This window comes from Roseburia sp. CLA-AA-H209, from assembly GCF_020687575.1.
In the GTDB taxonomy this organism is placed as follows: Bacteria; Bacillota; Clostridia; order Lachnospirales; family Lachnospiraceae; genus Roseburia_C; species Roseburia_C amylophila.
This window is the reverse complement of sequence record NZ_JAJEQU010000006.1, coordinates 86,122-111,063: the sequence shown is the minus strand read 5'-3', so window position 1 is coordinate 111,063 and position 24,942 is coordinate 86,122. Positions and strand designations below refer to the sequence as shown.

Annotated in this window: 38 protein-coding genes and 1 other annotated feature (1 of these 39 only partly in view); of the genes, 36 read left to right on the top strand and 2 right to left on the bottom strand. The window is 40.6% G+C overall.

All coding sequences use genetic code 11. The features are described 5' to 3' along the window. Nucleotides 1-8, bottom strand: a binding site (T-box leader); it reaches 223 nt to the left of the window's first position. A gap of 76 nt (nucleotides 9-84) precedes the next feature. Further along, complete coding sequence (locus tag LKD41_RS07540) at nucleotides 85-738, bottom strand: zinc ribbon domain-containing protein (RefSeq protein WP_227700832.1); 654 nt, start codon at nucleotides 736-738, stop codon at nucleotides 85-87. 198 nt (nucleotides 739-936) lie between these two features. Beyond that, nucleotides 937-1,755: a hypothetical protein gene (locus LKD41_RS07535; RefSeq protein ID WP_022242794.1), complete on the bottom strand. Its 819-nt coding sequence runs from the start codon at nucleotides 1,753-1,755 to the stop codon at nucleotides 937-939. A gap of 159 nt (nucleotides 1,756-1,914) precedes the next feature. Between LKD41_RS07535 and putP the strand changes: the two genes are divergently transcribed. The 36 genes from putP (at nucleotide 1,915) to LKD41_RS07355 (ending at nucleotide 24,893) form a co-directional block, all read left to right on the top strand. Beyond that, entirely contained in the window at nucleotides 1,915-3,486 is a 1,572-nt protein-coding gene (putP, locus tag LKD41_RS07530) for a sodium/proline symporter PutP (protein ID WP_227700831.1), read from the top strand. Nucleotides 3,487-3,896: 410 nt separating this feature from the next. After that, on the top strand, nucleotides 3,897-4,208 hold the full coding sequence (rpsJ, locus tag LKD41_RS07525; protein WP_022242792.1) for a 30S ribosomal protein S10: 312 nt from the start codon (nucleotides 3,897-3,899) through the stop codon (nucleotides 4,206-4,208). A gap of 92 nt (nucleotides 4,209-4,300) precedes the next feature. Then, nucleotides 4,301-4,984 carry a 50S ribosomal protein L3 gene (gene rplC, locus LKD41_RS07520; RefSeq protein WP_022242791.1) on the top strand — a complete coding sequence of 228 codons (684 nt, stop codon included), beginning with the start codon at nucleotides 4,301-4,303 and terminating at the stop codon, nucleotides 4,982-4,984. 27 nt (nucleotides 4,985-5,011) lie between these two features. Then, complete coding sequence (gene rplD, locus LKD41_RS07515) at nucleotides 5,012-5,632, top strand: 50S ribosomal protein L4 (protein WP_022242790.1); 621 nt, start codon at nucleotides 5,012-5,014, stop codon at nucleotides 5,630-5,632. Then, a complete protein-coding gene (gene rplW, locus LKD41_RS07510) occupies nucleotides 5,632-5,931 on the top strand; it encodes a 50S ribosomal protein L23 (RefSeq protein WP_022242789.1) in 300 nt (99 codons plus the stop codon). Before rplD ends, rplW begins: the two co-directional genes overlap by 1 nt. Before the next feature lie 68 nt (nucleotides 5,932-5,999). After that, nucleotides 6,000-6,842, top strand: a complete 843-nt coding sequence (gene rplB, locus LKD41_RS07505; RefSeq protein WP_022242788.1) for a 50S ribosomal protein L2 — start codon at nucleotides 6,000-6,002, stop codon at nucleotides 6,840-6,842. Nucleotides 6,843-6,860: 18 nt separating this feature from the next. Then, entirely contained in the window at nucleotides 6,861-7,142 is a 282-nt protein-coding gene (gene rpsS / locus LKD41_RS07500; RefSeq protein WP_022242787.1) for a 30S ribosomal protein S19, read from the top strand. Nucleotides 7,143-7,169: 27 nt separating this feature from the next. Next, nucleotides 7,170-7,556 (top strand): 50S ribosomal protein L22, encoded by a 387-nt coding sequence (rplV, locus tag LKD41_RS07495; RefSeq protein WP_022242786.1) that lies wholly within the window; start codon nucleotides 7,170-7,172, stop codon nucleotides 7,554-7,556. A gap of 10 nt (nucleotides 7,557-7,566) precedes the next feature. After that, nucleotides 7,567-8,223, top strand: a complete 657-nt coding sequence (rpsC, locus tag LKD41_RS07490; protein ID WP_022242785.1) for a 30S ribosomal protein S3 — start codon at nucleotides 7,567-7,569, stop codon at nucleotides 8,221-8,223. Then, nucleotides 8,223-8,660: a 50S ribosomal protein L16 gene (gene rplP / locus LKD41_RS07485; RefSeq protein WP_022242784.1), complete on the top strand. Its 438-nt coding sequence runs from the start codon at nucleotides 8,223-8,225 to the stop codon at nucleotides 8,658-8,660. The genes rpsC and rplP overlap by 1 nt, the downstream gene beginning before the upstream one ends. Beyond that, on the top strand, nucleotides 8,650-8,859 hold the full coding sequence (gene rpmC / locus LKD41_RS07480) for a 50S ribosomal protein L29 (protein ID WP_022242783.1): 210 nt from the start codon (nucleotides 8,650-8,652) through the stop codon (nucleotides 8,857-8,859). The genes rplP and rpmC overlap by 11 nt, the downstream gene beginning before the upstream one ends. A gap of 64 nt (nucleotides 8,860-8,923) precedes the next feature. Then, complete coding sequence (gene rpsQ / locus LKD41_RS07475; protein WP_022242782.1) at nucleotides 8,924-9,181, top strand: 30S ribosomal protein S17; 258 nt, start codon at nucleotides 8,924-8,926, stop codon at nucleotides 9,179-9,181. Nucleotides 9,182-9,199: 18 nt separating this feature from the next. Further along, complete coding sequence (gene rplN, locus LKD41_RS07470) at nucleotides 9,200-9,568, top strand: 50S ribosomal protein L14 (protein WP_022242781.1); 369 nt, start codon at nucleotides 9,200-9,202, stop codon at nucleotides 9,566-9,568. Nucleotides 9,569-9,581: 13 nt separating this feature from the next. After that, nucleotides 9,582-9,893 (top strand): 50S ribosomal protein L24, encoded by a 312-nt coding sequence (gene rplX, locus LKD41_RS07465; RefSeq protein WP_022242780.1) that lies wholly within the window; start codon nucleotides 9,582-9,584, stop codon nucleotides 9,891-9,893. A gap of 24 nt (nucleotides 9,894-9,917) precedes the next feature. Next, complete coding sequence (gene rplE, locus LKD41_RS07460) at nucleotides 9,918-10,457, top strand: 50S ribosomal protein L5 (RefSeq protein ID WP_022242779.1); 540 nt, start codon at nucleotides 9,918-9,920, stop codon at nucleotides 10,455-10,457. A gap of 17 nt (nucleotides 10,458-10,474) precedes the next feature. Beyond that, on the top strand, nucleotides 10,475-10,660 hold the full coding sequence (locus tag LKD41_RS07455) for a type Z 30S ribosomal protein S14 (protein WP_022242778.1): 186 nt from the start codon (nucleotides 10,475-10,477) through the stop codon (nucleotides 10,658-10,660). Between the two features lie 115 nt (nucleotides 10,661-10,775). After that, nucleotides 10,776-11,180, top strand: coding sequence for a 30S ribosomal protein S8 (rpsH, locus tag LKD41_RS07450; protein WP_022242777.1), 405 nt, complete (start codon nucleotides 10,776-10,778; stop codon nucleotides 11,178-11,180). Nucleotides 11,181-11,370: 190 nt separating this feature from the next. Continuing rightward, on the top strand, nucleotides 11,371-11,910 hold the full coding sequence (rplF, locus tag LKD41_RS07445) for a 50S ribosomal protein L6 (RefSeq protein WP_022242776.1): 540 nt from the start codon (nucleotides 11,371-11,373) through the stop codon (nucleotides 11,908-11,910). An 18-nt stretch (nucleotides 11,911-11,928) separates the two neighbouring features. Then, nucleotides 11,929-12,297, top strand: coding sequence for a 50S ribosomal protein L18 (gene rplR / locus LKD41_RS07440; RefSeq protein WP_022242775.1), 369 nt, complete (start codon nucleotides 11,929-11,931; stop codon nucleotides 12,295-12,297). 18 nt (nucleotides 12,298-12,315) lie between these two features. After that, nucleotides 12,316-12,825: a 30S ribosomal protein S5 gene (rpsE, locus tag LKD41_RS07435; RefSeq protein WP_022242774.1), complete on the top strand. Its 510-nt coding sequence runs from the start codon at nucleotides 12,316-12,318 to the stop codon at nucleotides 12,823-12,825. 13 nt (nucleotides 12,826-12,838) lie between these two features. Then, entirely contained in the window at nucleotides 12,839-13,018 is a 180-nt protein-coding gene (rpmD, locus tag LKD41_RS07430) for a 50S ribosomal protein L30 (RefSeq protein WP_022242773.1), read from the top strand. A 25-nt stretch (nucleotides 13,019-13,043) separates the two neighbouring features. Next, nucleotides 13,044-13,484, top strand: coding sequence for a 50S ribosomal protein L15 (rplO, locus tag LKD41_RS07425; protein ID WP_022242772.1), 441 nt, complete (start codon nucleotides 13,044-13,046; stop codon nucleotides 13,482-13,484). Continuing rightward, nucleotides 13,484-14,800 carry a preprotein translocase subunit SecY gene (secY, locus tag LKD41_RS07420; RefSeq protein ID WP_117698352.1) on the top strand — a complete coding sequence of 439 codons (1,317 nt, stop codon included), beginning with the start codon at nucleotides 13,484-13,486 and terminating at the stop codon, nucleotides 14,798-14,800. Before rplO ends, secY begins: the two co-directional genes overlap by 1 nt. Nucleotides 14,801-14,917: 117 nt before the next feature. Next, complete coding sequence (locus LKD41_RS07415) at nucleotides 14,918-15,562, top strand: adenylate kinase (RefSeq protein WP_022242770.1); 645 nt, start codon at nucleotides 14,918-14,920, stop codon at nucleotides 15,560-15,562. Nucleotides 15,563-15,565: 3 nt separating this feature from the next. Continuing rightward, nucleotides 15,566-16,348: a type I methionyl aminopeptidase gene (gene map / locus LKD41_RS07410; protein WP_022242769.1), complete on the top strand. Its 783-nt coding sequence runs from the start codon at nucleotides 15,566-15,568 to the stop codon at nucleotides 16,346-16,348. Continuing rightward, nucleotides 16,330-16,596, top strand: coding sequence for a KOW domain-containing RNA-binding protein (locus LKD41_RS07405; protein ID WP_022242768.1), 267 nt, complete (start codon nucleotides 16,330-16,332; stop codon nucleotides 16,594-16,596). Before map ends, LKD41_RS07405 begins: the two co-directional genes overlap by 19 nt. Nucleotides 16,597-16,615: 19 nt before the next feature. Then, on the top strand, nucleotides 16,616-16,834 hold the full coding sequence (gene infA / locus LKD41_RS07400; protein ID WP_022242767.1) for a translation initiation factor IF-1: 219 nt from the start codon (nucleotides 16,616-16,618) through the stop codon (nucleotides 16,832-16,834). 170 nt (nucleotides 16,835-17,004) lie between these two features. Further along, complete coding sequence (gene rpmJ / locus LKD41_RS07395; protein WP_003022746.1) at nucleotides 17,005-17,118, top strand: 50S ribosomal protein L36; 114 nt, start codon at nucleotides 17,005-17,007, stop codon at nucleotides 17,116-17,118. Between the two features lie 262 nt (nucleotides 17,119-17,380). Beyond that, on the top strand, nucleotides 17,381-17,749 hold the full coding sequence (gene rpsM, locus LKD41_RS07390; protein WP_022242766.1) for a 30S ribosomal protein S13: 369 nt from the start codon (nucleotides 17,381-17,383) through the stop codon (nucleotides 17,747-17,749). Nucleotides 17,750-17,799: 50 nt separating this feature from the next. Beyond that, entirely contained in the window at nucleotides 17,800-18,192 is a 393-nt protein-coding gene (rpsK, locus tag LKD41_RS07385; RefSeq protein WP_022242765.1) for a 30S ribosomal protein S11, read from the top strand. Between the two features lie 18 nt (nucleotides 18,193-18,210). Beyond that, nucleotides 18,211-18,804 (top strand): 30S ribosomal protein S4, encoded by a 594-nt coding sequence (rpsD, locus tag LKD41_RS07380; protein WP_022242764.1) that lies wholly within the window; start codon nucleotides 18,211-18,213, stop codon nucleotides 18,802-18,804. Nucleotides 18,805-18,863: 59 nt separating this feature from the next. Beyond that, nucleotides 18,864-19,826 (top strand): DNA-directed RNA polymerase subunit alpha, encoded by a 963-nt coding sequence (locus tag LKD41_RS07375; RefSeq protein ID WP_022242763.1) that lies wholly within the window; start codon nucleotides 18,864-18,866, stop codon nucleotides 19,824-19,826. Nucleotides 19,827-19,957: 131 nt separating this feature from the next. Continuing rightward, nucleotides 19,958-20,494, top strand: coding sequence for a bL17 family ribosomal protein (locus LKD41_RS07370; RefSeq protein ID WP_022242762.1), 537 nt, complete (start codon nucleotides 19,958-19,960; stop codon nucleotides 20,492-20,494). Nucleotides 20,495-20,662: 168 nt separating this feature from the next. Beyond that, the gene (locus LKD41_RS07365) at nucleotides 20,663-22,096 is read left to right on the top strand and encodes a LuxR C-terminal-related transcriptional regulator (protein ID WP_227700830.1); all 1,434 of its coding nucleotides are present in this window, start codon (nucleotides 20,663-20,665) and stop codon (nucleotides 22,094-22,096) included. A gap of 227 nt (nucleotides 22,097-22,323) precedes the next feature. Then, nucleotides 22,324-24,129 (top strand): hypothetical protein, encoded by a 1,806-nt coding sequence (locus LKD41_RS07360; RefSeq protein WP_227700829.1) that lies wholly within the window; start codon nucleotides 22,324-22,326, stop codon nucleotides 24,127-24,129. A gap of 86 nt (nucleotides 24,130-24,215) precedes the next feature. Next, nucleotides 24,216-24,893, top strand: a complete 678-nt coding sequence (locus tag LKD41_RS07355; protein ID WP_022242759.1) for a TIGR00266 family protein — start codon at nucleotides 24,216-24,218, stop codon at nucleotides 24,891-24,893. Nucleotides 24,894-24,942 lie beyond the last annotated feature (49 nt).

Genomic DNA, 24,942 nt, shown 5'->3' with positions numbered 1-24,942 from the left:
GCCTTTTTCAAATGTCTTTGGTAATACTAACACAAAAAAGTGCGTTTGTGTATGATTAAATTTAATCACTTATATTGATATATTTTAATAAGGAATCTGACCGCTCTTGCTATATTTATTCCAAACACTCTGATACTGGAAAGTTGCCACAATAGCATAAATTGCTGCCACAAGAATCAGCCATCCGCCAAACGTTCCTGACGAAAGGAATACGTAAATGGTATTAATGACGCCATAGACACAAAGTAAAATAGAGCATACACGGCTCTGCGCAAGATGAATAGCAAGTCCGAGTCCGAGCATAATTGCAACATCAATCAGTGAGGTATAAGTATGTAAAAAAGCAATAAGAAGCAGATTAATTCCTACACATATATAAATGATAACAGAAGAAGCAATAATATTTCCTCTGTATTTCTTGCAGAGTGGAGAATGATAGAAATCGTGTTTACTCATTCCCTGTGGAACCTGATTCGGTGCAGCGTATGGATTGCCATAAGGATATTGCTGAGCATTGTTAAACTGAGGCTGTCCATTATAAGGGTTCTGCTGAGCATTGTTAAACTGAGGCTGTCCATTATAAGGGTTCTGCTGAGCGTTATTAAATTGGGGCTGTCCATTATAAGGATTTGGCTGTCCGTTGTATGGACGCTGGTTTGGCATTGGAGCCGGTGCACCGCAGTTCGGGCAGGTTCGAAAGTTATCCGGATATTGTGTTCCGCATGATTGACATTGCATAAAATGTCTCCCCCTTTTGTATTCATTATATTATATTATATAAGGTAATGCAGATGTATTGTATTCAGGTCGTTGACAGAATGAAATCATCTTTCTCTCAAAAACCTTAAAAATATCATCGAATCACCTATATCATATTATTCTATCTGTTTTCCTGATATCTGTAAACAATAAAATAAGAAGAAATCCCCATCTGCCTTACACGCTGGCATCAATATGAGCTGCTTTTTTGCGGAGCCCGGAAAGATGGATATTAATTTCGCGTCGTACAGACTGAGCAGTGACAGGTTCTTCACCAGACTTATCGTCATGCTCTGCTTTGACCAAATCGGCAGTGTGCTTATCTGAGCCATCATCCGCTGCACCCACAGACTCTTCGGCAGAATCTGAACCGGAAGAGATTTCTGCATTATCGGTAGAATCGGATGTCGTTGCATCGGTTGAATCGGCAGAACTTTTATCCTTATCGGCTGGACTTACATCTTCGTAAGGCTCTTTGTCCGGTTTTGTCTGATATTCCGGCGTCTTGGTATAATCATTGTGTTCTTTTTCAATGGCATAGGTACGCTTTAAAATCTGCTCTAACATAGCCTTTTTCTTGGCTTTTGGAATGTGTGGGTCATTGGAAACCGTCTTAACCTCAGACATAAACTGTCCCATTTTATAGAGTTTTAGCTTCTCAACGTCCTTTTTGGTACGGCAGTTTTGAAGCTGTTTACGGTAAGCTGCCACTTCTTCCTTCAACTTTTCATGTTCTTTTAGGGCATCCGGATTGACTTTTTCTAAATACTGTTCTTCCTCCGGAGTTAATTCCTGACCGGAATCTAATTTTGCCTGAAGCTCCTGCTGGAAATTACTTTCATGCATCTGGGAAATCTGTTCCTGATAATGCTGTAACAGGCGTTCCTCCTGGGTCAGCTCCTGGTTCCGTTCTTTTTTGGTGGGACGCTGCGGGAGCCCCTGTTCCTTCTTGCGTTGGGAAAGAACCACAAGTGAGTTTTCGAGTTTGAGATTCATATCTTTTCCTCCTTGAAAAGTTCTGTGAAAATCCATTTTCACATATGCCGTTTATGAGAATCTACTATATAAATAATATCGGCAAAATAAAATAAGACTTTACAACAAAACAAACAATTGCTATTCTAAATATTAAGTAATTTAAGAGGAGGACATTTTATGTTTAACAGTAACGTGCTGTGGATTCTTGCGGCATTTGTGGTATATATGGGTGTGATGATTGCCATAGGTGCGAAATATATGAAAAGTACAAAGAATTCAGAAGATTATTTTCTTGGAGGAAGAGGCTTAAGCGGCTGGGTGGCAGCATTAAGCGCACAGGCATCTGATATGAGCGGATGGCTTCTGATGGGACTTCCGGGTGCGGTATATGCATTTGGAACCGGTCAGGCATGGATTGCTATTGGACTGTTTATTGGAACGGTCTGCAACTGGATATTTATTTCCGGAAGACTGCGCAGATATACCATCCGTGCCAATAACTCCCTGACTTTACCGGAGTATTTCCAGAATCGTTTCCATGATAAGAAGAATGTGTTGCTGTGTATTTCTTCTATAGTAATAGTCGTATTCTTCCTGGTATATACTGCATCTGCATTTGCAGCAGGCGGAAAATTGTTCCATGCAGTAACCGGTGTTGATTATACCGTAGCTTTAACCATCGGTGCAGTTGTTATTTTACTGTATACCTTCATGGGAGGTTTTATGGCAGTATGTGTAACAGACTTTATCCAGGGAATGCTGATGCTGGTTGCACTTCTTGCAGTGCCTCTGATGGCATATGCGGTGGTAAGTGGCAATGGCGGATTAAGAGAACTTTTAGATGCCAGCGGAGTAGCAGGAGGAAGCGATTCCTATATGAGCCTCTGGCAGAATGGCGGAGAGCCATATCGTGCCATCGATATTATTTCACAGCTCGCATGGGGATTGGGATATTGCGGAATGCCTCATATCCTGACCAGATTTATGGCGGTAAAGAGCCAGAAAGAATTAAATAAATCCAAAGGTATTGCAATTGTCTGGGTAGCATTATCCTTAACCTTTGCCTGCATCATCGGTGTGGTTGGAAGAGCGTACCTGTATCCGGAAGTGCTTGGAAGCGCCGGGGCAGATTCTGCGGAAAATGTATTCATTAATATGATTACACATTTGTTTACGAAGCAGTATGCATTGCCGTTTGTTGCAGGAATCTTCCTGTGCGGAATCCTTGCAGCAATTATGTCTACTGCAGATTCACAGCTTTTAGTAACTGCATCTTCCGTATCAGAAGATATATACAAAGGTGTAGTAAATAAAGAAGCAAGTGATAAAAAGGTTCTTATGGTCAGTCGTATTACCGTAGTGGTAGTTGCGATTATTGCTTATATCATTGCACTGAATCCGAACAACTCCATTATGGGACTGGTATCCAATGCATGGGCAGGCTTTGGCGCTGCATTTGGACCACTGGTAGTATTGTCACTATTCTGGAAGCGTACGAACAAACCGGGAGCAATTGCAGGAATTGTATCGGGTGGTGTGGCAGTTATCATCTGGGATTATATTCCTTTGATGAAAAACGCAGACGGTGCCATGGTAACACTTGGAACCGGAACCGGAATCTATTCCCTTCTGGTAGGATTCTTCTTAAGTTTAATCTGTATCGTAATTGTGAGTCTTTGTACCAAAGCTCCAAACGAAGAAATGCAGAAAGAATTTGCAGACGTTGCTGACAAGAACATAGAATTATAATAGAAAAGAAAAGCTGTTTATTTGCAATGGACAAAAGGGTGCCGGCAAGTAAACAGCTTTTTATAATGAAAAAACAAGGCAGAAGTGAAAATACCGCAAAAAAGATAGAAAATGGATTGTACGCGAAAAAATACAATTTTTCCGAAAAAAGTATTGCAAAAGCGAAACCTGTCGTGTATACTAATCCTTGCTGTGACATTGATAGCGTAGAAGCGTGAGGTTGCTGCCCGCTGTGGCAGGTTTTCCGTGGAGCGAATGTCAAGTTAGGAAACTGGCGACAAGTCACTGTATCACGAATATGGTCTACAGAGGTAGAAACAACGTGTGTAAAGCTTATGACACACACGGAGAAGTGTACAGTCACCGCTTGTCGTACTGAATTAAAGTGCGAAAAGGAGGCGACTTTTTTTATGGCAAGTCAAGTAATGAGAATCACATTGAAAGCTTATGATCACAAATTAGTAGATTCATCAGCAAAAAAAATCATCGAGACTGTAAAGAAAAACGGATCACAGGTGAGCGGACCGGTGCCGCTGCCAACTAAGAAAGAGGTAGTTACTATTCTTAGAGCAGTACACAAGTACAAAGATTCCAGAGAACAGTTCGAGCAGAGAACTCATAAGAGACTGATTGATATCATTGCTCCGACACAGAAAACAGTTGATGCATTATCAAGATTAGAAATGCCGGCTGGTGTCTACATCGATATCAAAATGAAATAAAGTCAAAACAAGTAGTAAATCCTGAGGGGCCGCAAGGCTTTCTAGGATGAACGGGAAACCGTTCCGCTGTAGAAAAAACAGGAGGAAAGATAATGAAGAAAGCAATTTTAGCAACAAAAGTCGGAATGACTCAAATCTTCAATGCAGACGGCGTATTAGTGCCGGTAACTGTATTACAGGCTGGTCCTTGTGTAGTAACACAGATTAAAACTGTTGAAAACGACGGATACAGTGCAGTACAGGTTGGTTTTGTTGACAAGAAAGAAAAAGTTGTAAACAAAGATGCCAACGGTAAGAAAGAAATCAGAAACAGACATGGCGTAAACAAAGCTGAAATGGGACATTTCAAAAAAGCTGGTGTGTCTGGAAAGAGATTTGTAAGAGAGTTCAAGCTTGAAAATGCAGCTGATTATAATCTTGCAGATGAAATCAAAGCAGATATCTTTGCAGAAGGCGATCATGTAGACGCAACTGCAATTTCTAAAGGTAAAGGATTCCAGGGCGCTATTAAGAGACTTGGTCAGCATAGAGGACCTATGGCTCACGGTTCTAAATTCCATCGTCATCAGGGTTCCAATGGTTCCTGTTCTACACCTAGCCGTGTATTCAAGGGCAAAGGAATGCCGGGACATATGGGAAGCGTTAAGATTACAACTCAGAACCTTGAAGTTGTAAGAGTAGACGCAGAGAACAACCTGCTTTTAATCAAAGGTGCTGTTCCAGGACCTAAGAAAGCTTTAGTAACAATCAAAGAATCAGTAAAAGCAGCAAAATAGTGCATTTAAGAAAGGAGGAACACACAGATGGCTAAAGTATCTGTTTATAATATGGAAGGCAAAGAAGTTGGCAATATGGACTTAAACGATGCTGTATTCGGTGTAGAAATTAACGAACATCTGGTACACATGGCAGTAGTTCAGCAGTTAGCTAACAATCGTCAGGGAACTCAGAAAGCTAAGACACGTTCTGAAGTATCCGGTGGCGGAAGAAAACCTTGGAGACAGAAAGGAACTGGTCATGCAAGACAGGGTTCAACAAGATCTCCACAGTGGACTGGCGGTGGTACAGTATTCGCTCCAGTACCAAGAGACTATTCTTTCAAATTAAACAAGAAAGAAAAGAGAGCAGCTTTAAAATCTGTTTTAACATCTAAAGTTCAGGAAAATAAATTCATCGTTGTTGATGAGTTGAAATTAGACGAAATCAAAACAAAGAAATTCGCAGAGGTTATGAACAATCTGAAAGCAGACAAAGCATTAGTTATTTTAGGCGATATGGATACAAACGTAATCAAATCCGCTGCAAACATTGCAACTGTTAAGACAACACAGACCAGCGAAATGAACGTATTTGATGTATTGAAATATGACACAGTAGTAGCAACAAAGGCTGCTGTTGAAAAAATCGAGGAGGTGTATGCATAATGGCAAACGTACAGTATTATGATGTAATCCTCAAACCAGTAGTAACTGAGAAGAGTATGGCTGCTATGGGAGAAAAGAAATATACTTTCTTAGTACATCCGGAAGCTAACAAAACCATGATCAAAGAAGCAGTTGAGAAAATGTTCGAAGGCGCTAAGGTTGCCAAGGTTAACACAATGAACCAGGAAGGCAAGAACAAAAGACGTGGTGCTGTAGTTGGAAAAACTGCGAAAACAAAGAAAGCTATCGTTCAGTTAACAGAAGATAGTGCAGATATCGAGATTTTCTCCGGACTGTAAAATCCGGGAAACTCAGCTAGGCACAGAAAAGTGCGATAATAAACTTATTTATTGAAAGGAGAAAAACAATGGGAATTAAGACATACAACCCATATACACCTTCCAGAAGAAATATGACTGGATCTGATTTCTCTGAAATCACAAAGAAGACTCCTGAGAAATCCCTTACAACTTCTTTAAAGAAGAACTCCGGTCGTAACAATCAGGGTAAAATTACAGTAAGACACCAGGGTGGTGGAAACAGAAGAAAATACAGAATCATCGACTTCAAGAGAAGAAAAGATGGTATCCCGGCAACTGTAATCGGAATCGAGTACGATCCAAACAGAACAGCTAACATCGCTTTAATCAGTTATGCAGATGGCGAGAAAGCATATATCCTTGCTCCAGAAGGATTAACAGACGGAATGACTGTTATGAACGGAGCAGAAGCAGAAGTAAGAGTTGGAAACTGCTTACCACTGGAGAATATCCCGGTAGGTACCCAGGTACACAACATTGAGTTATACGCTGGCAAGGGCGGACAGTTAGTACGTTCTGCAGGTAACAGCGCACAGTTGATGGCTAAAGAAGGAAAATACGCAACACTTCGTCTCCCTTCAGGAGAAATGAGAATGGTTCCTCTGAACTGCCGTGCATCCATTGGTGTAATCGGTAACGGTGACCACAACCTTGTAAATATCGGTAAAGCAGGACGTAAACGTCACATGGGTATCCGCCCGACAGTCCGCGGTTCTGTTATGAACCCGAATGACCATCCACACGGTGGTGGAGAAGGTAAGGCACCAGTTGGACGTCCAGGTCCATGTACACCTTGGGGCAAACCTGCTCTTGGACTTAAGACACGTAAGAAGAAAAAAGCTTCTAACAAGTTAATCGTAAGAAGAAGAGACGGCAGAGCTATTAAATAGTAGATAGGAGGAAATAAAATGGCAAGATCACTTAAAAAAGGACCATTTGCAGACGAAAGCTTACTGAAAAAAGTAGATGCTATGAACGCAGCAAATGATAAATCAGTTATCAAGACATGGTCACGTCGTTCCACAATTTTCCCATCCTTCGTTGGACATACAATTGCTGTTCATGACGGAAGAAAACATGTTCCTGTATATGTCACAGAGGATATGGTTGGACACAAACTCGGTGAGTTCGTAGCAACAAGAACTTACAGAGGCCATGGAAAAGACGAGAAGAAATCAGGCGTTAGATAAATAGAATTTTGAAAGGAGGTTTCACTCATGGCAAAAGGACATAGAAGTCAGATTAAGAGAGAAAGAAATGCAGTAAAAGATACTAGACCTTCCGCAAAGTTGTCTTATGCAAGAATGTCAGTTCAGAAAGCTTGTTTCGTATTAGATGCTATCCGCGGTAAAGATGTTGAGACGGCACTTGCGATTGTAACTTACAATCCAAGATACGCATCAAGCGTAATAGAGAAGTTATTAAAATCTGCTATTGCAAATGCAGAGAACAATAACGGAATGAGCACAGAAAACCTTTATGTTGAGGAGTGCTACGCAAACAAAGGACCAACAATGAAGAGAATCAGACCAAGAGCACAGGGTAGAGCTTACAGAATCGAGAAGAGAACAAGCCACTTAACAATTGTGCTGAATGAAAGATAGGAGGGCAAACATGGGACAGAAGGTTAATCCTCATGGCTTAAGAGTCGGCGTTATCAAAGACTGGGATTCCAAATGGTACGCAGAATCTGATTTTGCTGATTTCTTAGTAGAAGACTATAACATCAGAAGATTTCTGAAAAAGAAATTATATGCTGCAGGTGTTTCTAAGATTGAAATCGAAAGAGCATCCGACAGAGTAAAGGTTATCCTTTACACAGCTAAGCCAGGCGTTGTAATCGGTAAAGGCGGAGCTGAAATCGAGAAAGTAAAAGCTGAATTACAGAAATTTACAGACAAGAAACTTGTTGTAGATATCAAAGAAGTAAAGAGACCGGACAGAGATGCTCAGTTAGTAGCTGAGAACATTGCACTTCAGTTAGAGAATCGTGTTTCCTTCCGTAGAGCAATGAAATCCTGCATGGGAAGATGTATGAAAGCTGGAGCAAAGGGTATTAAGGCATCCGTATCCGGACGTCTTGGCGGAGCTGATATGGCTCGTACCGAGTTCTATTCAGAAGGAACTATTCCACTTCAGACATTAAGAGCAGATATCGATTATGGATTTGCTGAAGCAGACACCACATACGGTAAAGTTGGTGTTAAAGTTTGGATTTATAAAGGAGAAGTACTTCCTACAAAAGGAAATAAGGAAGGAGGAGTTCAGTAATGTTAATGCCTAAGAGAGTAAAACATCGTAAACAGTTCCGTGGTTCTATGGCCGGAAAAGCGATGAGAGGAAATAAAATTACAAATGGTTCCTACGGTATCGTAGCACTTGAACCATGCTGGATTCGTTCCAATCAGATTGAGGCAGCCCGTATTGCTATGACAAGATATATCAAGCGTGGTGGCCGTGTCTGGATTAAAATTTTCCCAGACAAACCAGTAACTGCAAAACCAGCAGAAACCCGTATGGGTTCCGGAAAAGGAACTTTAGAGTACTGGGTAGCTGTAGTAAAACCAGGACGTGTATTATTTGAAATCTCTGATGTATCTGATGAGGTTGCAAAAGAGGCATTACGTCTTGCTACACACAAATTACCTTGTAAATGCAAAGTGGTTTCTCGTGCAGACTTAGAAGGCGGTGAATCAAATGAAAACTAGTAAATATTTAGAAGAATTAAACACACAGTCCGCTGCTGATTTAAAAATGCAGTTGGTTGAAGCTAAAAAAGAACTTTTCAATTTGAGATTCCAGAACGCAACAAATCAGCTGGATAACACGAGCAGAATCAAAGAAGTTAGAAAGAATATTGCCAGAATCCAGACCGTTATTACTCAGAAAGAAAAAGTTGCTGAATAATTTCAAAAGAATCATACCTGCTTAAGCAGGCAAACAGGCAATCATAAATGAAAGGAGATTCGTCGTGGAAGAAAGAAATCTTAGAAAAACACGTGTAGGCGTTGTTGTAAGTGATAAAATGGATAAGACCATTGTTGTTGCTGTTAAAGATAACGTAAGACATGCATTATATAACAAGATCGTAAAGAAGACATACAAATTAAAAGCTCATGATGAGAACAACGAGTGTAAAATCGGTGATACCGTCAGAGTAATGGAAACAAGACCACTCTCTAAAGATAAGAGATGGAGACTTGTAGAGATTATGGAAAGAGCAAAATAATAGAAGGAGGCTACCGGCATGGTACAACAGGAAACCAGACTTAAGGTTGCTGATAACACTGGAGCAAAAGAATTGCTGTGCATCCGTGTTATGGGCGGTTCAACCAGAAGATATGCAAATATTGGTGATGTAATTACAGCTACTGTTAAAGATGCAACACCAGGCGGCGTTGTTAAAAAAGGTGACGTTGTAAAGGCAGTCGTTGTTCGTACAGTAAAAGGTGCTCGTCGTAAAGATGGCTCTTATATCAAATTCGATGAAAACGCTGCAGTTATTATCAAAGATGATAAAACTCCAAGAGGAACTCGTATTTTTGGACCAGTAGCAAGAGAGCTTCGTGAAAAACAGTTTATGAAAATTGTTTCTCTGGCTCCGGAAGTATTGTAGGAGGTACCCGAAAATGGCAAGCTTGAAAATTAAAAAAGGTGATACTGTAAAGGTAATCGCTGGAAAAGACAAAGACAAAGAAGGCAAAGTAATTGCTGTAAATAAGAAAAACAATACTTTACTTGTTGAAGGTATCAATATGGTAACAAAACATGCAAAACCAAGCATGGCTAACCAGCAGGGTGGAATCATCCATCAGGAAGGACCTATTGATGCTTCTAACGTAATGTATCTTCACAAAGGAAAAGCTACCCGTGTAGGTTTCAAAATGGATGGAGATAAGAAAGTACGTTATGCAAAATCTACAGGTGATGTAATCGATTAATCGTAAGAGAGGAGGAGCAGCAAGTTGAGTAGACTTAAAGATCAGTACCAGAACGAGATCATTGATGCAATGACCAAAAAGTTCGGCTATAAAAACATTATGGAAGTACCAAAGCTTTCTAAGATTGTTATCAACATGGGTGTTGGTGAAGCAAAAGAAAACGCTAAAATCTTAGAGTCAGCTATGAAAGATATGGAAACAATTTCCGGTCAGAAACCAGTTACTACAAAGGCAAAGAATTCCATCGCTAACTTCAAGTTAAGAGAAGGAATGCCGATCGGATGTAAAGTTACTTTAAGAGGCGAGAAGATGTATGAGTTCGTAGACCGTCTGGTAAACTTAGCTTTACCACGAGTACGTGACTTTAGAGGAGTTAATCCGAACGCTTTCGACGGTAGAGGTAACTACGCTCTTGGTATCAAAGAGCAGATCATTTTCCCTGAAATTGAATTCGATAAGGTTGATAAAGTAAGAGGAATGGATATTATTTTCGTAACAACTGCAAAGACAGACGAAGAAGCACGCGAATTATTGACATTATTCAATATGCCATTCGCTAAATAAGACAGGAGGGAATTTAAATGGCAAAGACTTCTATGAAAGTAAAACAGCAGCGTAAACAGAAATTCTCTTCTAGAGAATACAATCGTTGCAGAATCTGTGGTCGTCCACATGCATATTTAAGAAAATATGGAATCTGTAGAGTTTGCTTCCGTGAACTGGCTTACAAAGGTCAGATTCCGGGCGTAAAGAAAGCAAGCTGGTAGGCTGTAAAGCCATTCTCTTAGATTGAGTGAGACCGAAGCCCTTGTGGCGTAGGTCGAACTTGACAGAGAACATCTACAATAAAGAAAGAGAAGAATAATAGGAGGCAGACACATCATGACAATGACAAGTGATCCAATTGCAGATATGCTTACAAGAATCCGTAATGCAAACACTGCAAAACATGATACAGTTGATATCCCGGCTTCTAAAATCAAAGTGGCAATCGCAGACATTTTAGTAAGAGAAGGATACATTGCAAAATATGACATCATTGAAGATGGAATCTTTAAGACCATTCGTGTAACCTTAAAATATGGTGCAGATAAGAATGAAAAGATTATTACCGGACTGAAGAGAATTTCTAAACCAGGACTTCGTGTATACGCTGGTAAAGATAATCTTCCTAAGGTACTTGGTGGACTTGGAGTCGCAATTCTTTCCACAAACCAGGGAATCATCACTGACAAAGAGGCTAGAAAGCTTCAGGTTGGTGGCGAAGTATTAGCATTTGTTTGGTAGGCATTGAACACTTGATGAAATCGAGCCGCAGGTGAAGATTGAGGCTAGTGTGAAAGCCGTTCTGTGAGATTACTGAGCGCAAGCCCTTTGGGGTGCAGCGCGAAGTTAGCGAGCAGAACTACCTTAAGAGTATATTCTTAAGGCATAGCGCAGGTAACAATAAACCACAAATTATACAGGAGGTACGGGCATGTCACGAATTGGAAGAATGCCAATCGCAATTCCAGCAGGTGTTACTGTGGAATTAGCAGAAAATAATCAGGTGACTGTAAAGGGTCCAAAAGGAACATTAAGCAGAGTATTACCATCCGAGATGGAAATCAAAGTAGAAGGTTCTGAAGTAACCGTTACAAGACCAAATGATTTGAAGAAAATGAAATCCTTACACGGATTAACAAGAACACTGATTCACAACATGGTTGTTGGTGTAACAGATGGATTTACCAAAGAACTTGAAGTAAATGGTGTAGGTTACAGAGCATCTAAAGCAGGAAAGAAACTTACATTAAACCTTGGATATTCTCATCCGGTAGAGATGGAAGATCCAGAAGGATTAGAGTCTACAGTAGATGGTAACAAGATTATCATCAAAGGTATCGATAAAGAAAAAGTTGGCCAGTACGCAGCTGAAATCAGAGATAAGAGAAGACCTGAACCTTATAAAGGAAAAGGTATCAAATATGCTGATGAAGTTATTAGACGTAAAGTTGGTAAAACTGGTAAGAAATAATTAAAGGAGTGACGAGAGATGGTTAATAAAGAATCAAGAACAGCAGCTCGTGAAAATAAACATAGAAGACTGCGTAATCGCCTGGTTGGAACAGCAGAGAGACCACGTTTAGCTGTGTTTAGAAGTAATAATCATATGTACGCTCAGATTATTGACGATACAGTTGGCAATACCCTCGTAGCAGCATCTACAATGGATAAAGATGTAAAAGCAGCTTGCGAGAAGACTAATAACGTTGATGCAGCAGCGCAGGTTGGTACTGCAATTGCAAAGAAAGCATTAGAAAAAGGTATTACAACAGTTGTCTTTGATAGAGGCGGTTTCATATATTCCGGAAAAGTAAAAGCATTAGCTGACGCAGCAAGAGAAGCTGGATTAGAATTCTAATAAGGAGGAAAACAGTACATGAAACGTACAATTATTGATGCTAGTCAATTAGAATTAACAGAAAAAGTGGTATCAATCAAGCGCGTTACGAAAGTTGTAAAAGGTGGACGTAACATGCGTTTCACAGCTCTTGTTGTTGTTGGTGACGGCAATGGTCATGTGGGCGCAGGACTTGGAAAAGCAACTGAAATTCCTGAAGCAATCCGCAAAGGAAAAGAAGATGCTATGAAAAAACTTATCACTGTAAAATTAGATGAGAACAATAGTATTACTCATGATATCAGCGGAAAACATACTGGTGCATCTGTTTTATTAAAGAGAGCTCCAGAAGGTACCGGTGTTATCGCAGGCGGTCCGGCTCGTAACGTATGTGAGCTGGCAGGAATCGAGAATATTCGTACAAAATCTCTTGGTTCTAACAATAAGCAGAACGTAGTACTTGCTACTATCGATGCTTTAAGCAAACTGAAATCCCCGGAAGAAGTTGCAAAACTTCGTGGATTATCTGTAGAAGAAGTAGTAGGTTAAGGAGGAATAAGAAATGGCAAATTTAAAAATTACACTCGTAAAATCTACTATCGGTGCAGTGCCAAAGAATAAAAAGACAGTAGAAGCATTAGGTCTTAAGAAAATTGGCGCATCAGTTGAACGTCCGGATAACAAAGCTGTTAGAGGAATGATTCAGCAGGTAAGACATTTAGTGAAAGTAGAAGAAATCTAATTATAGAGATAAGGAGGTGCCAGAAATGGATTTATCCAATTTACAGCCGGCATTAGGTTCTAAGCATAGTGATAATTTCAGAAGAGGCCGTGGTCACGGTTCAGGAAACGGTAAGACCGCTGGTAAAGGACACAAGGGACAGAAAGCTCGTTCCGGAGCTCCAAGACCAGGCTTTGAAGGTGGCCAGATGCCTTTATACAGAAGATTACCGAAGAGAGGTTTCAAGTGTATTAATTCCAAGACTATCGTTGGAATCAATGTATCTGCTCTTGAAGTATTCGACAACGATGCAGTAGTATCTGTTGAAACTTTACTGGAAAAAGGTATCGTAAAGAATCCAAGAGATGGAGTTAAGATTCTTGGAAACGGCGAACTTACTAAGAAGCTCACAGTTCAGGCTAATGCATTCAGCGCAAGCGCAAAAGAAAAAATCGAGGCTCTTGGTGGAAAAGCTGAGGTGATCTAATGTTTGATACAGTTCGTAACGCATTTAAAGTAAAAGATATTAGAAATAGAATTTTATTTACCTTTTTTATGCTGATTATCATCCGAATCGGTTCACAGTTACCGATTCCGGGTGTTGACCGGAATGTGTTTGCAGACTGGTTTGCTAATCAGAGTAGTGATGCGTTTAACTTTTTCGATGCAGTAACAGGCGGTTCATTCTTACAGATGTCCGTCTTTGCATTGAATATCACACCATATATCACATCTTCCATCATCATGCAGCTGTTGACGATTGCAATTCCAAAACTGGAAGAGATGCAGCGTGACGGCGAAGAAGGAAGAAAGAAAATTGCAGAGATTACACGTTATGTGACTGTTGCTCTGGCTTTAATCGAAGCAATTGCAATGGCAATCGGATTCTCCAGAAGCGGTTATCTGACCGATAAAGGATGGCTTACGGTTCTTCAGGTAATTGTAACCTTAACAGCAGGTTCTGCAGTACTTATGTGGATTGGTGAGAGAATTACGGAAAAGGGTGTTGGAAACGGTATTTCTATCGTACTTGTAATCAACATTATTTCACGAATTCCTAGCGATTTTGGAACACTGTATGAGCAGTTTGTAAAAGGAAAGATTCCTGCAAAAGCAGTTCTTGCAGTAGTAATTATCGCAGCAATCATTTTAGTAACCGTTGTCTTTGTCGTTGTCCTTCAGGCAGCTCAGAGAAAGATTCCGGTACAGTATTCGAAGAAAATTCAGGGAAGAAAGCAGGTAGGCGGTCAGTCTACACATATTCCTCTGAAAGTAAATACCGGTGGAGTTATCCCGGTTATCTTCGCACAGTCTTTAATGCAGTTCCCGGTTGTTATTGCTTCTCTCTTAGGAAAGGGCAATGGAACAGGAATTGGCAGTAAGATTTTAAAGGGATTATCCCAGTCTAACTGGTGTAACCCACAGGAGCCAATCTACAGCATTGGTTTGGCTGTATATCTTGTATTGATTATTGCATTTGCATACTTCTATACATCCATTACATTCAATCCGCTGGAGATTGCGAACAACATGAAGAGACAGGGTGGATTTATCCCGGGTATCAGACCTGGAAAACCAACCAGCGATTATCTGAATCGGATTTTAAATTACATTGTCTTTATCGGTGCGGCAGGCTTATCCATTGTTGCAGTTATTCCAATCTTCTTCAATGGAGTATTTAAAGCAAACGTATCTTTCGGTGGAACATCTATCATCATTATCGTAGGTGTTGTTATCGAGACAATTAAACAGATCGAATCCCAGATGTTAGTTCGTTACTATAAAGGATTTTTGAATGACTAATGTGTACCAGAAGGGGGTGCTGCAAATGCAGCGTCTCCTGTGGTGCACTAAAGTTGTTTATAGAAGAAAAAGCAGATTAGCTTGCAAAGAAGAAGGTAAACAGGAGGTTTTCTTTATATGAAAATTATTATGTTAGGAGCGCCGGGTGCTGGTAAAGGTACACAGGCAAAACAGATTGCAGATAAATATTCTATTCCACACATCTCAACAGGAGATATTTTCCGTGCAAATATCAAAAACGGAACAGAATTAGGCAAGAAAGCAAAACAGTATATGGACCAGGGAGCTTTAGTTCCGGATGAATTAACCTGTGATCTGGTAATGGACAGAATACAGCAGGATGACTGCAAGAACGGCTTCGTACTGGACGGTTTTCCAAGAACCATTCCTCAGGCAGAAGCATTGGATGCAGCACTTGGTAAAATAAACGAGAAGATGGACTATGCAATTGATGTAGATGTTCCAGACGAAAATATCGTAAATCGTATGAGCGGCAGAAGAGCCTGCTTAAATTGTGGAGCAACCTATCATCTTATTTCCATTCCACCAAAGGTAGAAGGAATCTGTGACCGTTGTGGCAGCGAAATCGTATTGCGTGAAGATGATAAGCCAGAGACAGTTCAGAAGAGATTAAAAGTATATCATGAGCAGACACAGCCATTGATTGATTATTATAAGAATCAGGGCATTTTAAAATCTGTAGACGGAACACAGCCGATGGATGAAGTATTCAAAGCCATCGTTACAATCTTAGGAGCGTAAATAATGTCGGTTACGATTAAATCAGCAGAAGAAATAGAGCTGATGCGTCAGGCAGGAAAGTATCTTGCTAAAGTACATCAGGAACTGGAACGTGCAATCAAACCTGGAATCAGCACATGGGAGATTGATAAAATCGGAGAAGAGACCATCCGCAGCCTTGGCTGCGAACCGAATTTCCTGAATTATCAGGGCTATCCGGCATCCGTCTGTGTATCGGTCAACGACGAAGTTGTTCATGGAATTCCAAGAAAAGACCATATTATTAAGGAAGGCGATATCGTAAGCCTTGATACCGGTCTTATCTATAAGGGATATCATTCCGATGCGGCAAGAACCCATGGAGTTGGTGAAATCAGTAAAGAGGCTGCTCTTTTAATAGAAAGAACCCGGGAAAGCTTTTTCCAGGGAATGCAGTATGCAAGAGCCGGAAGAAGGCTTTATGAAATCTCAGGAGCAATCGGAGATTATGCAGAAAGCTACGGCTACGGAGTTGTATATGATCTGGTAGGGCATGGCATTGGAACCCATCTTCATGAGGAACCGGAGATTCCGAATTTCCGTCAGTGGAGAAGAGGTCTGAAGCTGAAGGCAGGAATGACATTGGCAGTTGAGCCGATGATAAATGCCGGAAGCCCGGATGTGGAATGGATGGATGATGAATGGACAGTAGTAACCTACGATGGTTCCTTATCTGCACATTATGAAAACACCATTCTGATTACAGAAGGAAGACCGGAAATCCTTACATTGACAGAGGAGGAAAGAGAATGTATCTGGCAAGAGTAAAGGCAGGTCACGACCGGAATCAGTACTATGTAGTGCAGTCACAGGATGAAAAATTCGTCTATCTTGTAAATGGAACCACAAGAACCTGTGACCGGCCGAGAAAGAAAAGCTACAAACATGTACAGCTTGTAAAAAAGCTTCCGCAGGAAGTCTTAGAAGCAGTAAATAAACCGGGGCTTACAGAAAATGCAAAAGCAGCAAAGCTGATTAAGGCTTATGAGCAATATATATTAACCAGAAAAGATTGATTTAGCAGGAGGAAAGAAAATGTCAAAGGCAGATGTAATTGAAGTAGAAGGAACAATTTTGGAAAAGCTTCCAAACGCAATGTTTCAGGTGCAGCTTGAGAATGGCCATCAGGTACTGGCGCATATCAGCGGCAAATTAAGAATGAATTTCATTCGTATCTTACCAGGTGATAAGGTTACGATTGAGATGTCTCCATATGATCTGACAAAGGGCAGAATTATCTGGAGAGATAAATAAGGAGAAAATTCGAGAAAAGTAGTTGATTTTTCGGATTCTCTATGCTAAAATGCTAAATGGACGCTTTTGTGAAAACAAGGGCATATTATGCTGTTTAGCAGAAAGAAAAGAGAAATACCCATGGAAACAGGTTTTCCGGGGCGCAGGCAAGTAGAAAGGAGGATTATGCTGTGAAGGTAAGATCATCAGTTAAACCTATTTGCGAGAAGTGCAAAGTTATCAAAAGAAAGGGAAGCATCAGAATCATCTGTGAAAACCCTAAGCACAAACAGAGACAGGGTTAATTTCCACTTTGTTTGAAAAATTATGTGCGGCTGCAGCGCATGAGAATGTGCTGTTCATAATATAACGCGAACGCGCGTGGTCTGTTGCGCAGTCCTTACATACCGAGAGGATGCAGCAGATTGTGGCTGGGATTGCTAAGCAATCATTACTATAGGAAGAAAAAGGTGTATGCACACATTTCAGGGCGGGAAACCGCAGCTGCATGGGTCTTTGGAATTCCTTACTATTAACAAAGAAATCTATATGGAGGTGTAAACACACATGGCTCGTATTGCAGGTGTAGATTTACCAAGAGAAAAACGTGTTGAGATTGGTTTGACTTATATCTATGGAATCGGCAGAGTTAGTGCTGACCGTATCCTTGCTGAGGCAAACGTTAATCCTGATACCCGTTGCAGAGACTTAACTGACGACGAGGTAAAAAGAATTAGTGCAGTAATCGATGAGACTCAGGTTGTAGAAGGTGACTTAAGACGTCAGACAGCTCTTGATATCAAGAGATTACAGGAAATCGGATGCTATCGTGGAATCCGTCATAGAAAAGGACTTCCGGTTCGTGGTCAGAAAACAAAGACCAATGCAAGAACAAGAAAAGGTCCTAAGAGAACTGTTGCAAACAAGAAGAAATAATTCTTGGCAACTTTATAATTTTAAATTTAAGAAAGTAGGTTAGTTTAGATATGGCTAAAGTTACAAAAAAAGTGACAAAAAAGCGTGTAAGAAAAAACGTTGAACATGGACAGGCACATATTCAGGCATCCTTCAATAACACCATCGTTACATTAACAGATGCTGAAGGTAATGCATTATCATGGGCAAGTGCCGGTGGTCTTGGATTTAGAGGTTCAAAGAAATCTACTCCATATGCTGCACAGATGGCAGCAGAAACTGCTACAAAAGCAGCTCTTATACATGGATTAAAAACAGTTGATGTTATGGTTAAAGGACCAGGATCAGGAAGAGAAGCAGCAATCCGTGCCCTTCAGGCAGCCGGACTTGAAGTTCTTTCTATTCGTGACGTAACTCCAGTTCCTCATAATGGATGTCGTCCACCAAAACGTCGTAGAGTATAATTAGGAGGGATATCTAAAATGGCAGTAAATAAAGTTCCTGTTCTGAAAAGATGCAGATCTCTTGGTTTAGAGCCAAGTTATTTGGGATATGATAAAAAATCTAACAGAGAATTAAAGAGAGCGAACAAGAAGGTATCTGAGTATGGCCTTCAGCTTCGCGAAAAACAGAAAGCAAAATTCATTTACGGAGTATTAGAGAAACCATTCCGTAACTATTATGATAAAGCAGACCAGATGAAAGGTATGACAGGTACAAACCTGATGACTATCTTAGAGAGCCGTCTTGATAATGTTATCTTCCGTCTTGGATTTGCAAGAACCAGAAGAGAAGCAAGACAGATTGTTGACCACAAATTCGTTACAGTTAACGGAAAGTTAGTTAACATTCCTTCTTACCTGGTAAAAGCTGGCGATGTAATCGAAATCAAAGAGAGCCGTAAAAATTCCCAGAGAATGAAAGATGTCGTAGAAGTAGCTGGCGGCAGATTAGTTCCGGAATGGCTTGATGTTGATGCAGAGAAAATGCAGGGAACCGTAAAAGAGTTACCTTCCAGAGAAATGATTGATGTACCAGTAGACGAGATGCTTATCGTCGAGTTGTATTCTAAATAATCATAAACTAGCGGGCTGAAAGAAGAAACAAATTACCCGAAAGAAGGAGGGGCTTTGTAGTGTTCGATTTTCAAAAACCAACAATTGAAATTGCTGAAATTTCTGAAGACAAAAGATATGGAAGATTCGTATGCGAACCTTTGGAAAGAGGATATGGTACAACACTTGGTAATTCTTTAAGAAGAATCATGTTGTCATCCCTGCCAGGTGCAGCAGTAAGTCAGGTTAAAATCGATGGTGTACTTCATGAGTTCAGTTCTATTCCTGGCGTAAAGGAAGATGTTACTGAAATCATTATGAACATCAAAGAGCTTGCAATCCGTAATAACAGCGCTGATGATGAGCCTAAGGTAGCTTACATTGAGTTCAGTGGTGAAGGCGTTGTTACAGCAGCAGATATTCAGGTAGATCAGGATATTCAGATCATGAATCCGGATTTAGTAATTGCACACTTAAACGGCGGTGCTGATTCCAAATTATACATGGAATTAACCATTACCAAAGGTAGAGGTTATGTCAGCGCAGATAAGAACAAAGATGCAGATTTACCAATTGGTGTAATCGCAGTAGATTCTATCTATACACCGGTAGAGCGTGTGAACTTATCCATTCAGAATACCCGTGTGGGTCAGATTACCGATTACGATAAACTGACACTTGACGTATATACCAATGGAACACTTGCTCCAGATGAAGCAGTCAGCTTAGCTGCAAAGGTATTAAGCGAGCACTTAAGTCTTTTCATTGACCTTTCCGAGAATGCTAAGACAGCAGAAGTCATGATTGAGAAAGAAGACAATGCGAAGGAAAAAGTTCTTGAGATGAACATTGACGAACTGGAGTTATCCGTACGTTCTTACAACTGCTTGAAGAGAGCAGGTATCAATACTGTTGAAGAACTTACAAACCGTACACCGGAAGATATGATGAAAGTTCGTAACCTTGGACGTAAGTCTTTGGAAGAAGTATTAGCAAAATTAAAAGAATTAGGCCTTCAGCTCAATCAGGGCGACGAGGTTTAAGATAACTCAGTGCAGCAGCACCAGTAAGTCCGACGAGCGTGGTGATGTTGGTTCATGAGTGGCACAAAACAAGCATTCGGTAAGTAAGTCCGATGAGCATGGCCGGATGTACCACAAATGGAGGAATAAAAATGGCAAAGTATAGAAAATTAGGAAGAACATCTTCCCAGAGAAAAGCATTACTGAGAAATCAGGTAACAGCATTATTAAACAATGGTAAAATTGTTACCACAGAAGCAAAAGCAAAAGAAATCCGTAAAATTGCAGAAGGCCTTATTGCAATGGCAGTTCGCGAGAAAGATAACTTCGAAGAAGTTACTGTAAAAGCTAAAGTTGCAAGAAAAGACAAAGACGGCAAGAGAGTAAAAGAAGTTGTAGATGGTAAGAAAGTTACTGTATATGACGAAGTGGAAAAAACAATCAAGAAGGATAATCCTTCCCGTCTTCATGCAAGAAGAGAGATGTTAAAAGTTCTTTATCCTGTAACTGAAGTTCCTACAGAAGCAGCAGGAAAGAAGAAAAATACAAAGAAAGTTGATTTAGTTGCAAAATTATTTGACGAAATCGCACCTAAGTACGCAGACCGTAACGGTGGTTACACAAGAATCGTAAAGATTGGTCAGCGTAAAGGTGACGGAGCTTTAGAAGTTCTTATCGAGTTAGTATAATTAACATCGTTTTATATGAATCAAAAAAGAGTCAGGACATTCGTGTCCTGGCTTTTTTTTTCTTGTTTACAGGAAATGAGACATTTGTCAACTTGATGGAAAGAGACAATTGTATATAATGAAATTAAGACAAAAGAATGGAGCAGGGAACAGACGATGAGACAATTTATGAAACCAGAAAGAATTCGAATCATAGCAGTGCTGGCTATTTTCAATTATATATTTTTAGGCTCGGAGTATCTGTTTGACAATATGATACGCTATGCAACAGATTCCGCAGGAGTAGTAAGGGCGCAGAACTATGTGCTGGGAATCAGCGTAATAGGATTCCTGCTATTCCCATGCATTAACCGTTATTTTAACCAGAAGATGCGGGAGATAGGTTTATATTTATTGCCGATAGCAGGAATCATCTGCATTTTCGTAATTCAGGAGCATTTGTCCTATCGAAGTATGCTTTTATCCGGATTCCTGCTTTATATTTTATATGGCATGATTGGAAGTGCTGTACATTATTATGCTGTGGTAAGCCTTTCGACAGAAAAGGGACTTGCACAAACCGTTGGATTTGGATATGCCTTTGGATTATTGCTTCAGTTTATCAGCAATAATCTGATACATAACAGCACTGTAGAGTCTGTTGCACTTTCCGTTTTTCTGGCAGCGATGGTATTGCTGGTTCGCAGACTGAGTCTGGAATGTAGCCGGGGGGTAGTAGGAGCAGAGGCTTCAGGGACAGATTCAGATACTGATATCCGGAAGAATAACAGGCGAAGCCTCAGACATCCGATGCTTGCGGCACTGCTTTTGATTTCAATAGTGGTTCTGATGACATGCATTTTTTCCAGTCTGGACAATGCAGTAACTTTAGTACATGCAGGTGGAAGTGTAGATATTGGTCAGTGGCCGAGATTATTGCTTGCGGTAAGCGGACTGTTGGCAGGAGTGCTTTTTGATATAAAAGAGCATAGATTTATGCAGATTATGATGTACTGTGTGACACTGCTTTCAACAATGTGTGTAGTGATAATAGTCTGGGGCGGACCATTTATGGCAGGTCTTATTGTGTTCTATTTGTCCGCAGGCTTCTTTGTGGTATATTTTACCACCAGTTTTATGGACCTTTCCTATTATATGAAAGTACCGGAGTTATGGGCTGGACTTGGAAGGGCAACAAATAATATCTGTGCCGGGATTACAGGAACTATTTCCCTGATGCTGATAGAGACCGGGGATGGTATGCACATCAGCATCATAGCATTGATTTTATTTGCAGTTATCAGTATGCTGGTATATTTGTATATGGTACAGTTTCGTATGGATATACAGGAAGAAAATATGGAGAAAATGTTGGAAAAAGAACGTGAAAAATTTGGGGAGGATAAATTTCAGGCGTTTGTAAAGAATTATGCACTTACAAACAGGGAGCAGGATGTGTTAAGGTTATTGCTTTCTTCTGATGAAAGTGTGCAGGTAATAGCAGAGCAGCTATATATTTCAAGAGCAGCATTGTACCGTTATATGGCATCTTTAAATGAAAAGACAGAGACGAAGTCGAGAATTGGGCTTCTTCAGTTCTATTATAGCTGGAAACAGCCATAAATTGTGGAAAATCCCTAACATGAGACAAATGTAAACTTATCAAAACAGGTGGGAAAAGCGTATATTCATATAGTAAAAGGACAGAAAAGGAAGGAGGAAAAACGTGAGAAAAAAATCCATTAGAGGATTGCTTTGTCTGCTTATGCTGGTGGTACTGGGAGGCTGCGGAGCCTGCAACGTGTGCGGTGGAAGTGGCAGTTTATAGAAGAAAGTAAAGGAGAAAAAATATGAAGATGCGAAAGAAAATTTCCTGGTTGTTAAGCTTTTTTATGGTATTTTCATTATTTATGGGAAGTGCCGGCATGATTGTAAAAGCTGATGGACAGAAAGCAGTGGTCAGAATTGCAAGACAGGACAGCACAGCGACCGGAACCGTGTATTATAAATGGGATACGGCAGCTGAATGGACAGAAGTAAACCAGACTGCATATAATGATACACCAATAGAAATAAACAGACCGGATGACAGTCTTGATCATACGGTACATTTTAAAGTAGTATGTGGAACGGATACAATAATCAATCACTGTCAGGTGAATAAAAATGGTGCACAGGATGCAAGCCTTGACAAGAATATGCTTATATCAGAAGGTGGACAGGCATTTTCTGTAAGCACCTCAGAGCAGGTGGAACTGATACTGGAATTTCGTACTGCAGCATCCGGAGGCGGTGGTTCCACAACGGGTCCGGCATCCGGAGAAACAATTGCAGTTACAGCAACTGCAGTGGGAGGAGCAATTGGAGACTTACAGATAGATGGCATGAGGATTGGTTCCGGAATGGGAACGAATATATCAGGCAGCTTTGCTGGAGATAAGACGCAGCAACACAGAGTGGCAATTGCAGCAGATTTTGGTTATGCATTTGCATCCATTATGGTAAATGGAACAGCAATTCCATTAGGTGGAACGACAGACAATCTGGAATTTGAAGTGGCTCCGGCAGATTCTTATCAGATTGAAGTGGCACTGACTACGAACAGCAGCCGTAATTATAATATCGTATGGGCACCATCCCTTACAGTAGCAGAACAGCATGGATTTGGAAATGACTGCGTTATTGAACATGGAAGCGTGGAAATAATCAGTGCACAGTTAGAGGATGGAACTGTGGTAAATGCAGCAGAACTGGCAGGTGGAAATATAGCAGATGCATCCACAAGACTGGATGGAGACTTTGGCTATGCCGAATTTAAAGCAGGCACCAAAGTAACCATTAAGTTTACACCGGATTATGGTTATCAGTTATTAAGCGCATCTTTAAATGGTGGAAAGCTGACAGCAGTAGATTCACAGGTAAGTACCTTTGTATTGGATATGCCTGCAACAGATTTACATCTGAGTGCATTATTTACAAAGTCAGAGGATAAAGTAAATACGGCAAGTACAAAAGTAGACGGTGCAACCCTTGGAAATGCAGAAAACATTATTGGTTCCGGAAATCTTCAGTTAAATATTGCAGATATCAGTGGAACAGAACTGAATCAGATACAGGGTGGCATGCAGGCACAGGCAGGAAATGGAGAGATTCAAAGCTATCTTTCCATGGATTTATTCCAGGTCGTAAACAAAGGAAATTCCAACGATGCATGGGAAACCCAGTTGACCGATTTAAATGCGAAATTAAATGTAACCCTTCAGGTAAAAGATGAGATGAAGAACCAGCAGGGAACTTATTATGTGATTCGAGAGCATGATGGTGCCTATGAAAAACTTCCTGCAACGTATGATGCAGCAAGTGGAACCATAACCTTTGCAACTGATAAATTTTCGGCATATGCACTGGTATTTGAAGCCGGAACTTCATCAGGTACAACAACGCCGGGAAGCGGAACAGCAGGAAATGGCAACGGCACAGCAGGAAGCGGTACTGCAGGAAGTAGTACAACAGGAAATACCACCGCAGGAAACACATCACAGACCGCAACCGTGAAAACAGGAGACATGACTCCGGTTGGCGTCTGGTTTTTGCTGGCACTGTGCAGCGGCATAGGAGCTATTTATTTTGGATGCAGAAAACGGATAAAAGATTGAAAGAATATATTGGCAGACCACTCCTATATTGTTATAATGAAAAAGGTTCATGAAAATGTTATGCAAATCAGCAGGAGGGTTTAGAAATGAGATTTAATATTGAAGGCGAACCAATGCCGGTTGTAGTCTGTGAATTAGAGTCAGGCGAAATGATGATTACCGAAAAGGGAGCAATGTCCTGGATGTCTCCGAATATGCAGATGAATACGGTGGGCGGCGGAATTGGAAAAATATTTGGAAGAATGGTTAGTGGAGAGAGCATGTTTGTAAATACATACACTGCAATGAATGGTCAGGGAACCATTGCATTTGCATCCAGTTTTCCGGGATGTATCCGGGCATTTGAGATTCAGCCAGGTTCAGATATTGTATGTCAGAAGTCAGCATTTTTAGCATCTACTTCAGGAGTTGAATTGTCCGTATTTTTCCAGAAGAGAGTAGGAGCCGGTTTCTTTGGCGGAGAAGGATTTATTATGCAGCGACTTTCTGGACAGGGAATGGCATTTGTTGAATTTGACGGCTATATCAAAGAGTATATGCTTCAGCCTGGCCAGTCAATTATCGTAGACACAGGATATCTTGCAGCAATGGATTCTTCCTGTTCTATCGACATACAGACCGTACCTGGCCTTAAGAATATCATGTTTGGTGGAGAGGGAGTATTCAATACCGTAGTAACCGGACCGGGTCGTGTATTTTTACAGTCCATGCCAATCTCACAGATGGCAGGATGTCTGCGCCCATATCTTCCGAGCGGAAAATAAGAGATGAATTTAAATTAACAGTAGATAGATATGCTCCCTTCTGGGTAGA

Coding starts and splice junctions, on each gene's coding strand:
- LKD41_RS07540 (WP_227700832.1), bottom strand. CDS start 738: ATGCAATGTCAATCATGCGGAACACAATATCCGGATAACTTTCGAACC.
- LKD41_RS07535 (WP_022242794.1), bottom strand. CDS start 1,755: ATGAATCTCAAACTCGAAAACTCACTTGTGGTTCTTTCCCAACGCAAG.
- putP (WP_227700831.1), top strand. CDS start 1,915: ATGTTTAACAGTAACGTGCTGTGGATTCTTGCGGCATTTGTGGTATAT.
- rpsJ (WP_022242792.1), top strand. CDS start 3,897: ATGGCAAGTCAAGTAATGAGAATCACATTGAAAGCTTATGATCACAAA.
- rplC (WP_022242791.1), top strand. CDS start 4,301: ATGAAGAAAGCAATTTTAGCAACAAAAGTCGGAATGACTCAAATCTTC.
- rplD (WP_022242790.1), top strand. CDS start 5,012: ATGGCTAAAGTATCTGTTTATAATATGGAAGGCAAAGAAGTTGGCAAT.
- rplW (WP_022242789.1), top strand. CDS start 5,632: ATGGCAAACGTACAGTATTATGATGTAATCCTCAAACCAGTAGTAACT.
- rplB (WP_022242788.1), top strand. CDS start 6,000: ATGGGAATTAAGACATACAACCCATATACACCTTCCAGAAGAAATATG.
- rpsS (WP_022242787.1), top strand. CDS start 6,861: ATGGCAAGATCACTTAAAAAAGGACCATTTGCAGACGAAAGCTTACTG.
- rplV (WP_022242786.1), top strand. CDS start 7,170: ATGGCAAAAGGACATAGAAGTCAGATTAAGAGAGAAAGAAATGCAGTA.
- rpsC (WP_022242785.1), top strand. CDS start 7,567: ATGGGACAGAAGGTTAATCCTCATGGCTTAAGAGTCGGCGTTATCAAA.
- rplP (WP_022242784.1), top strand. CDS start 8,223: ATGTTAATGCCTAAGAGAGTAAAACATCGTAAACAGTTCCGTGGTTCT.
- rpmC (WP_022242783.1), top strand. CDS start 8,650: ATGAAAACTAGTAAATATTTAGAAGAATTAAACACACAGTCCGCTGCT.
- rplN (WP_022242781.1), top strand. CDS start 9,200: ATGGTACAACAGGAAACCAGACTTAAGGTTGCTGATAACACTGGAGCA.
- rplX (WP_022242780.1), top strand. CDS start 9,582: ATGGCAAGCTTGAAAATTAAAAAAGGTGATACTGTAAAGGTAATCGCT.
- LKD41_RS07455 (WP_022242778.1), top strand. CDS start 10,475: ATGGCAAAGACTTCTATGAAAGTAAAACAGCAGCGTAAACAGAAATTC.
- rpsH (WP_022242777.1), top strand. CDS start 10,776: ATGACAATGACAAGTGATCCAATTGCAGATATGCTTACAAGAATCCGT.
- rplF (WP_022242776.1), top strand. CDS start 11,371: ATGTCACGAATTGGAAGAATGCCAATCGCAATTCCAGCAGGTGTTACT.
- rplR (WP_022242775.1), top strand. CDS start 11,929: ATGGTTAATAAAGAATCAAGAACAGCAGCTCGTGAAAATAAACATAGA.
- rpsE (WP_022242774.1), top strand. CDS start 12,316: ATGAAACGTACAATTATTGATGCTAGTCAATTAGAATTAACAGAAAAA.
- rpmD (WP_022242773.1), top strand. CDS start 12,839: ATGGCAAATTTAAAAATTACACTCGTAAAATCTACTATCGGTGCAGTG.
- rplO (WP_022242772.1), top strand. CDS start 13,044: ATGGATTTATCCAATTTACAGCCGGCATTAGGTTCTAAGCATAGTGAT.
- secY (WP_117698352.1), top strand. CDS start 13,484: ATGTTTGATACAGTTCGTAACGCATTTAAAGTAAAAGATATTAGAAAT.
- LKD41_RS07415 (WP_022242770.1), top strand. CDS start 14,918: ATGAAAATTATTATGTTAGGAGCGCCGGGTGCTGGTAAAGGTACACAG.
- map (WP_022242769.1), top strand. CDS start 15,566: ATGTCGGTTACGATTAAATCAGCAGAAGAAATAGAGCTGATGCGTCAG.
- LKD41_RS07405 (WP_022242768.1), top strand. CDS start 16,330: ATGTATCTGGCAAGAGTAAAGGCAGGTCACGACCGGAATCAGTACTAT.
- infA (WP_022242767.1), top strand. CDS start 16,616: ATGTCAAAGGCAGATGTAATTGAAGTAGAAGGAACAATTTTGGAAAAG.
- rpsM (WP_022242766.1), top strand. CDS start 17,381: ATGGCTCGTATTGCAGGTGTAGATTTACCAAGAGAAAAACGTGTTGAG.
- rpsK (WP_022242765.1), top strand. CDS start 17,800: ATGGCTAAAGTTACAAAAAAAGTGACAAAAAAGCGTGTAAGAAAAAAC.
- rpsD (WP_022242764.1), top strand. CDS start 18,211: ATGGCAGTAAATAAAGTTCCTGTTCTGAAAAGATGCAGATCTCTTGGT.
- LKD41_RS07370 (WP_022242762.1), top strand. CDS start 19,958: ATGGCAAAGTATAGAAAATTAGGAAGAACATCTTCCCAGAGAAAAGCA.
- LKD41_RS07365 (WP_227700830.1), top strand. CDS start 20,663: ATGAAACCAGAAAGAATTCGAATCATAGCAGTGCTGGCTATTTTCAAT.
- LKD41_RS07360 (WP_227700829.1), top strand. CDS start 22,324: ATGAAGATGCGAAAGAAAATTTCCTGGTTGTTAAGCTTTTTTATGGTA.
- LKD41_RS07355 (WP_022242759.1), top strand. CDS start 24,216: ATGAGATTTAATATTGAAGGCGAACCAATGCCGGTTGTAGTCTGTGAA.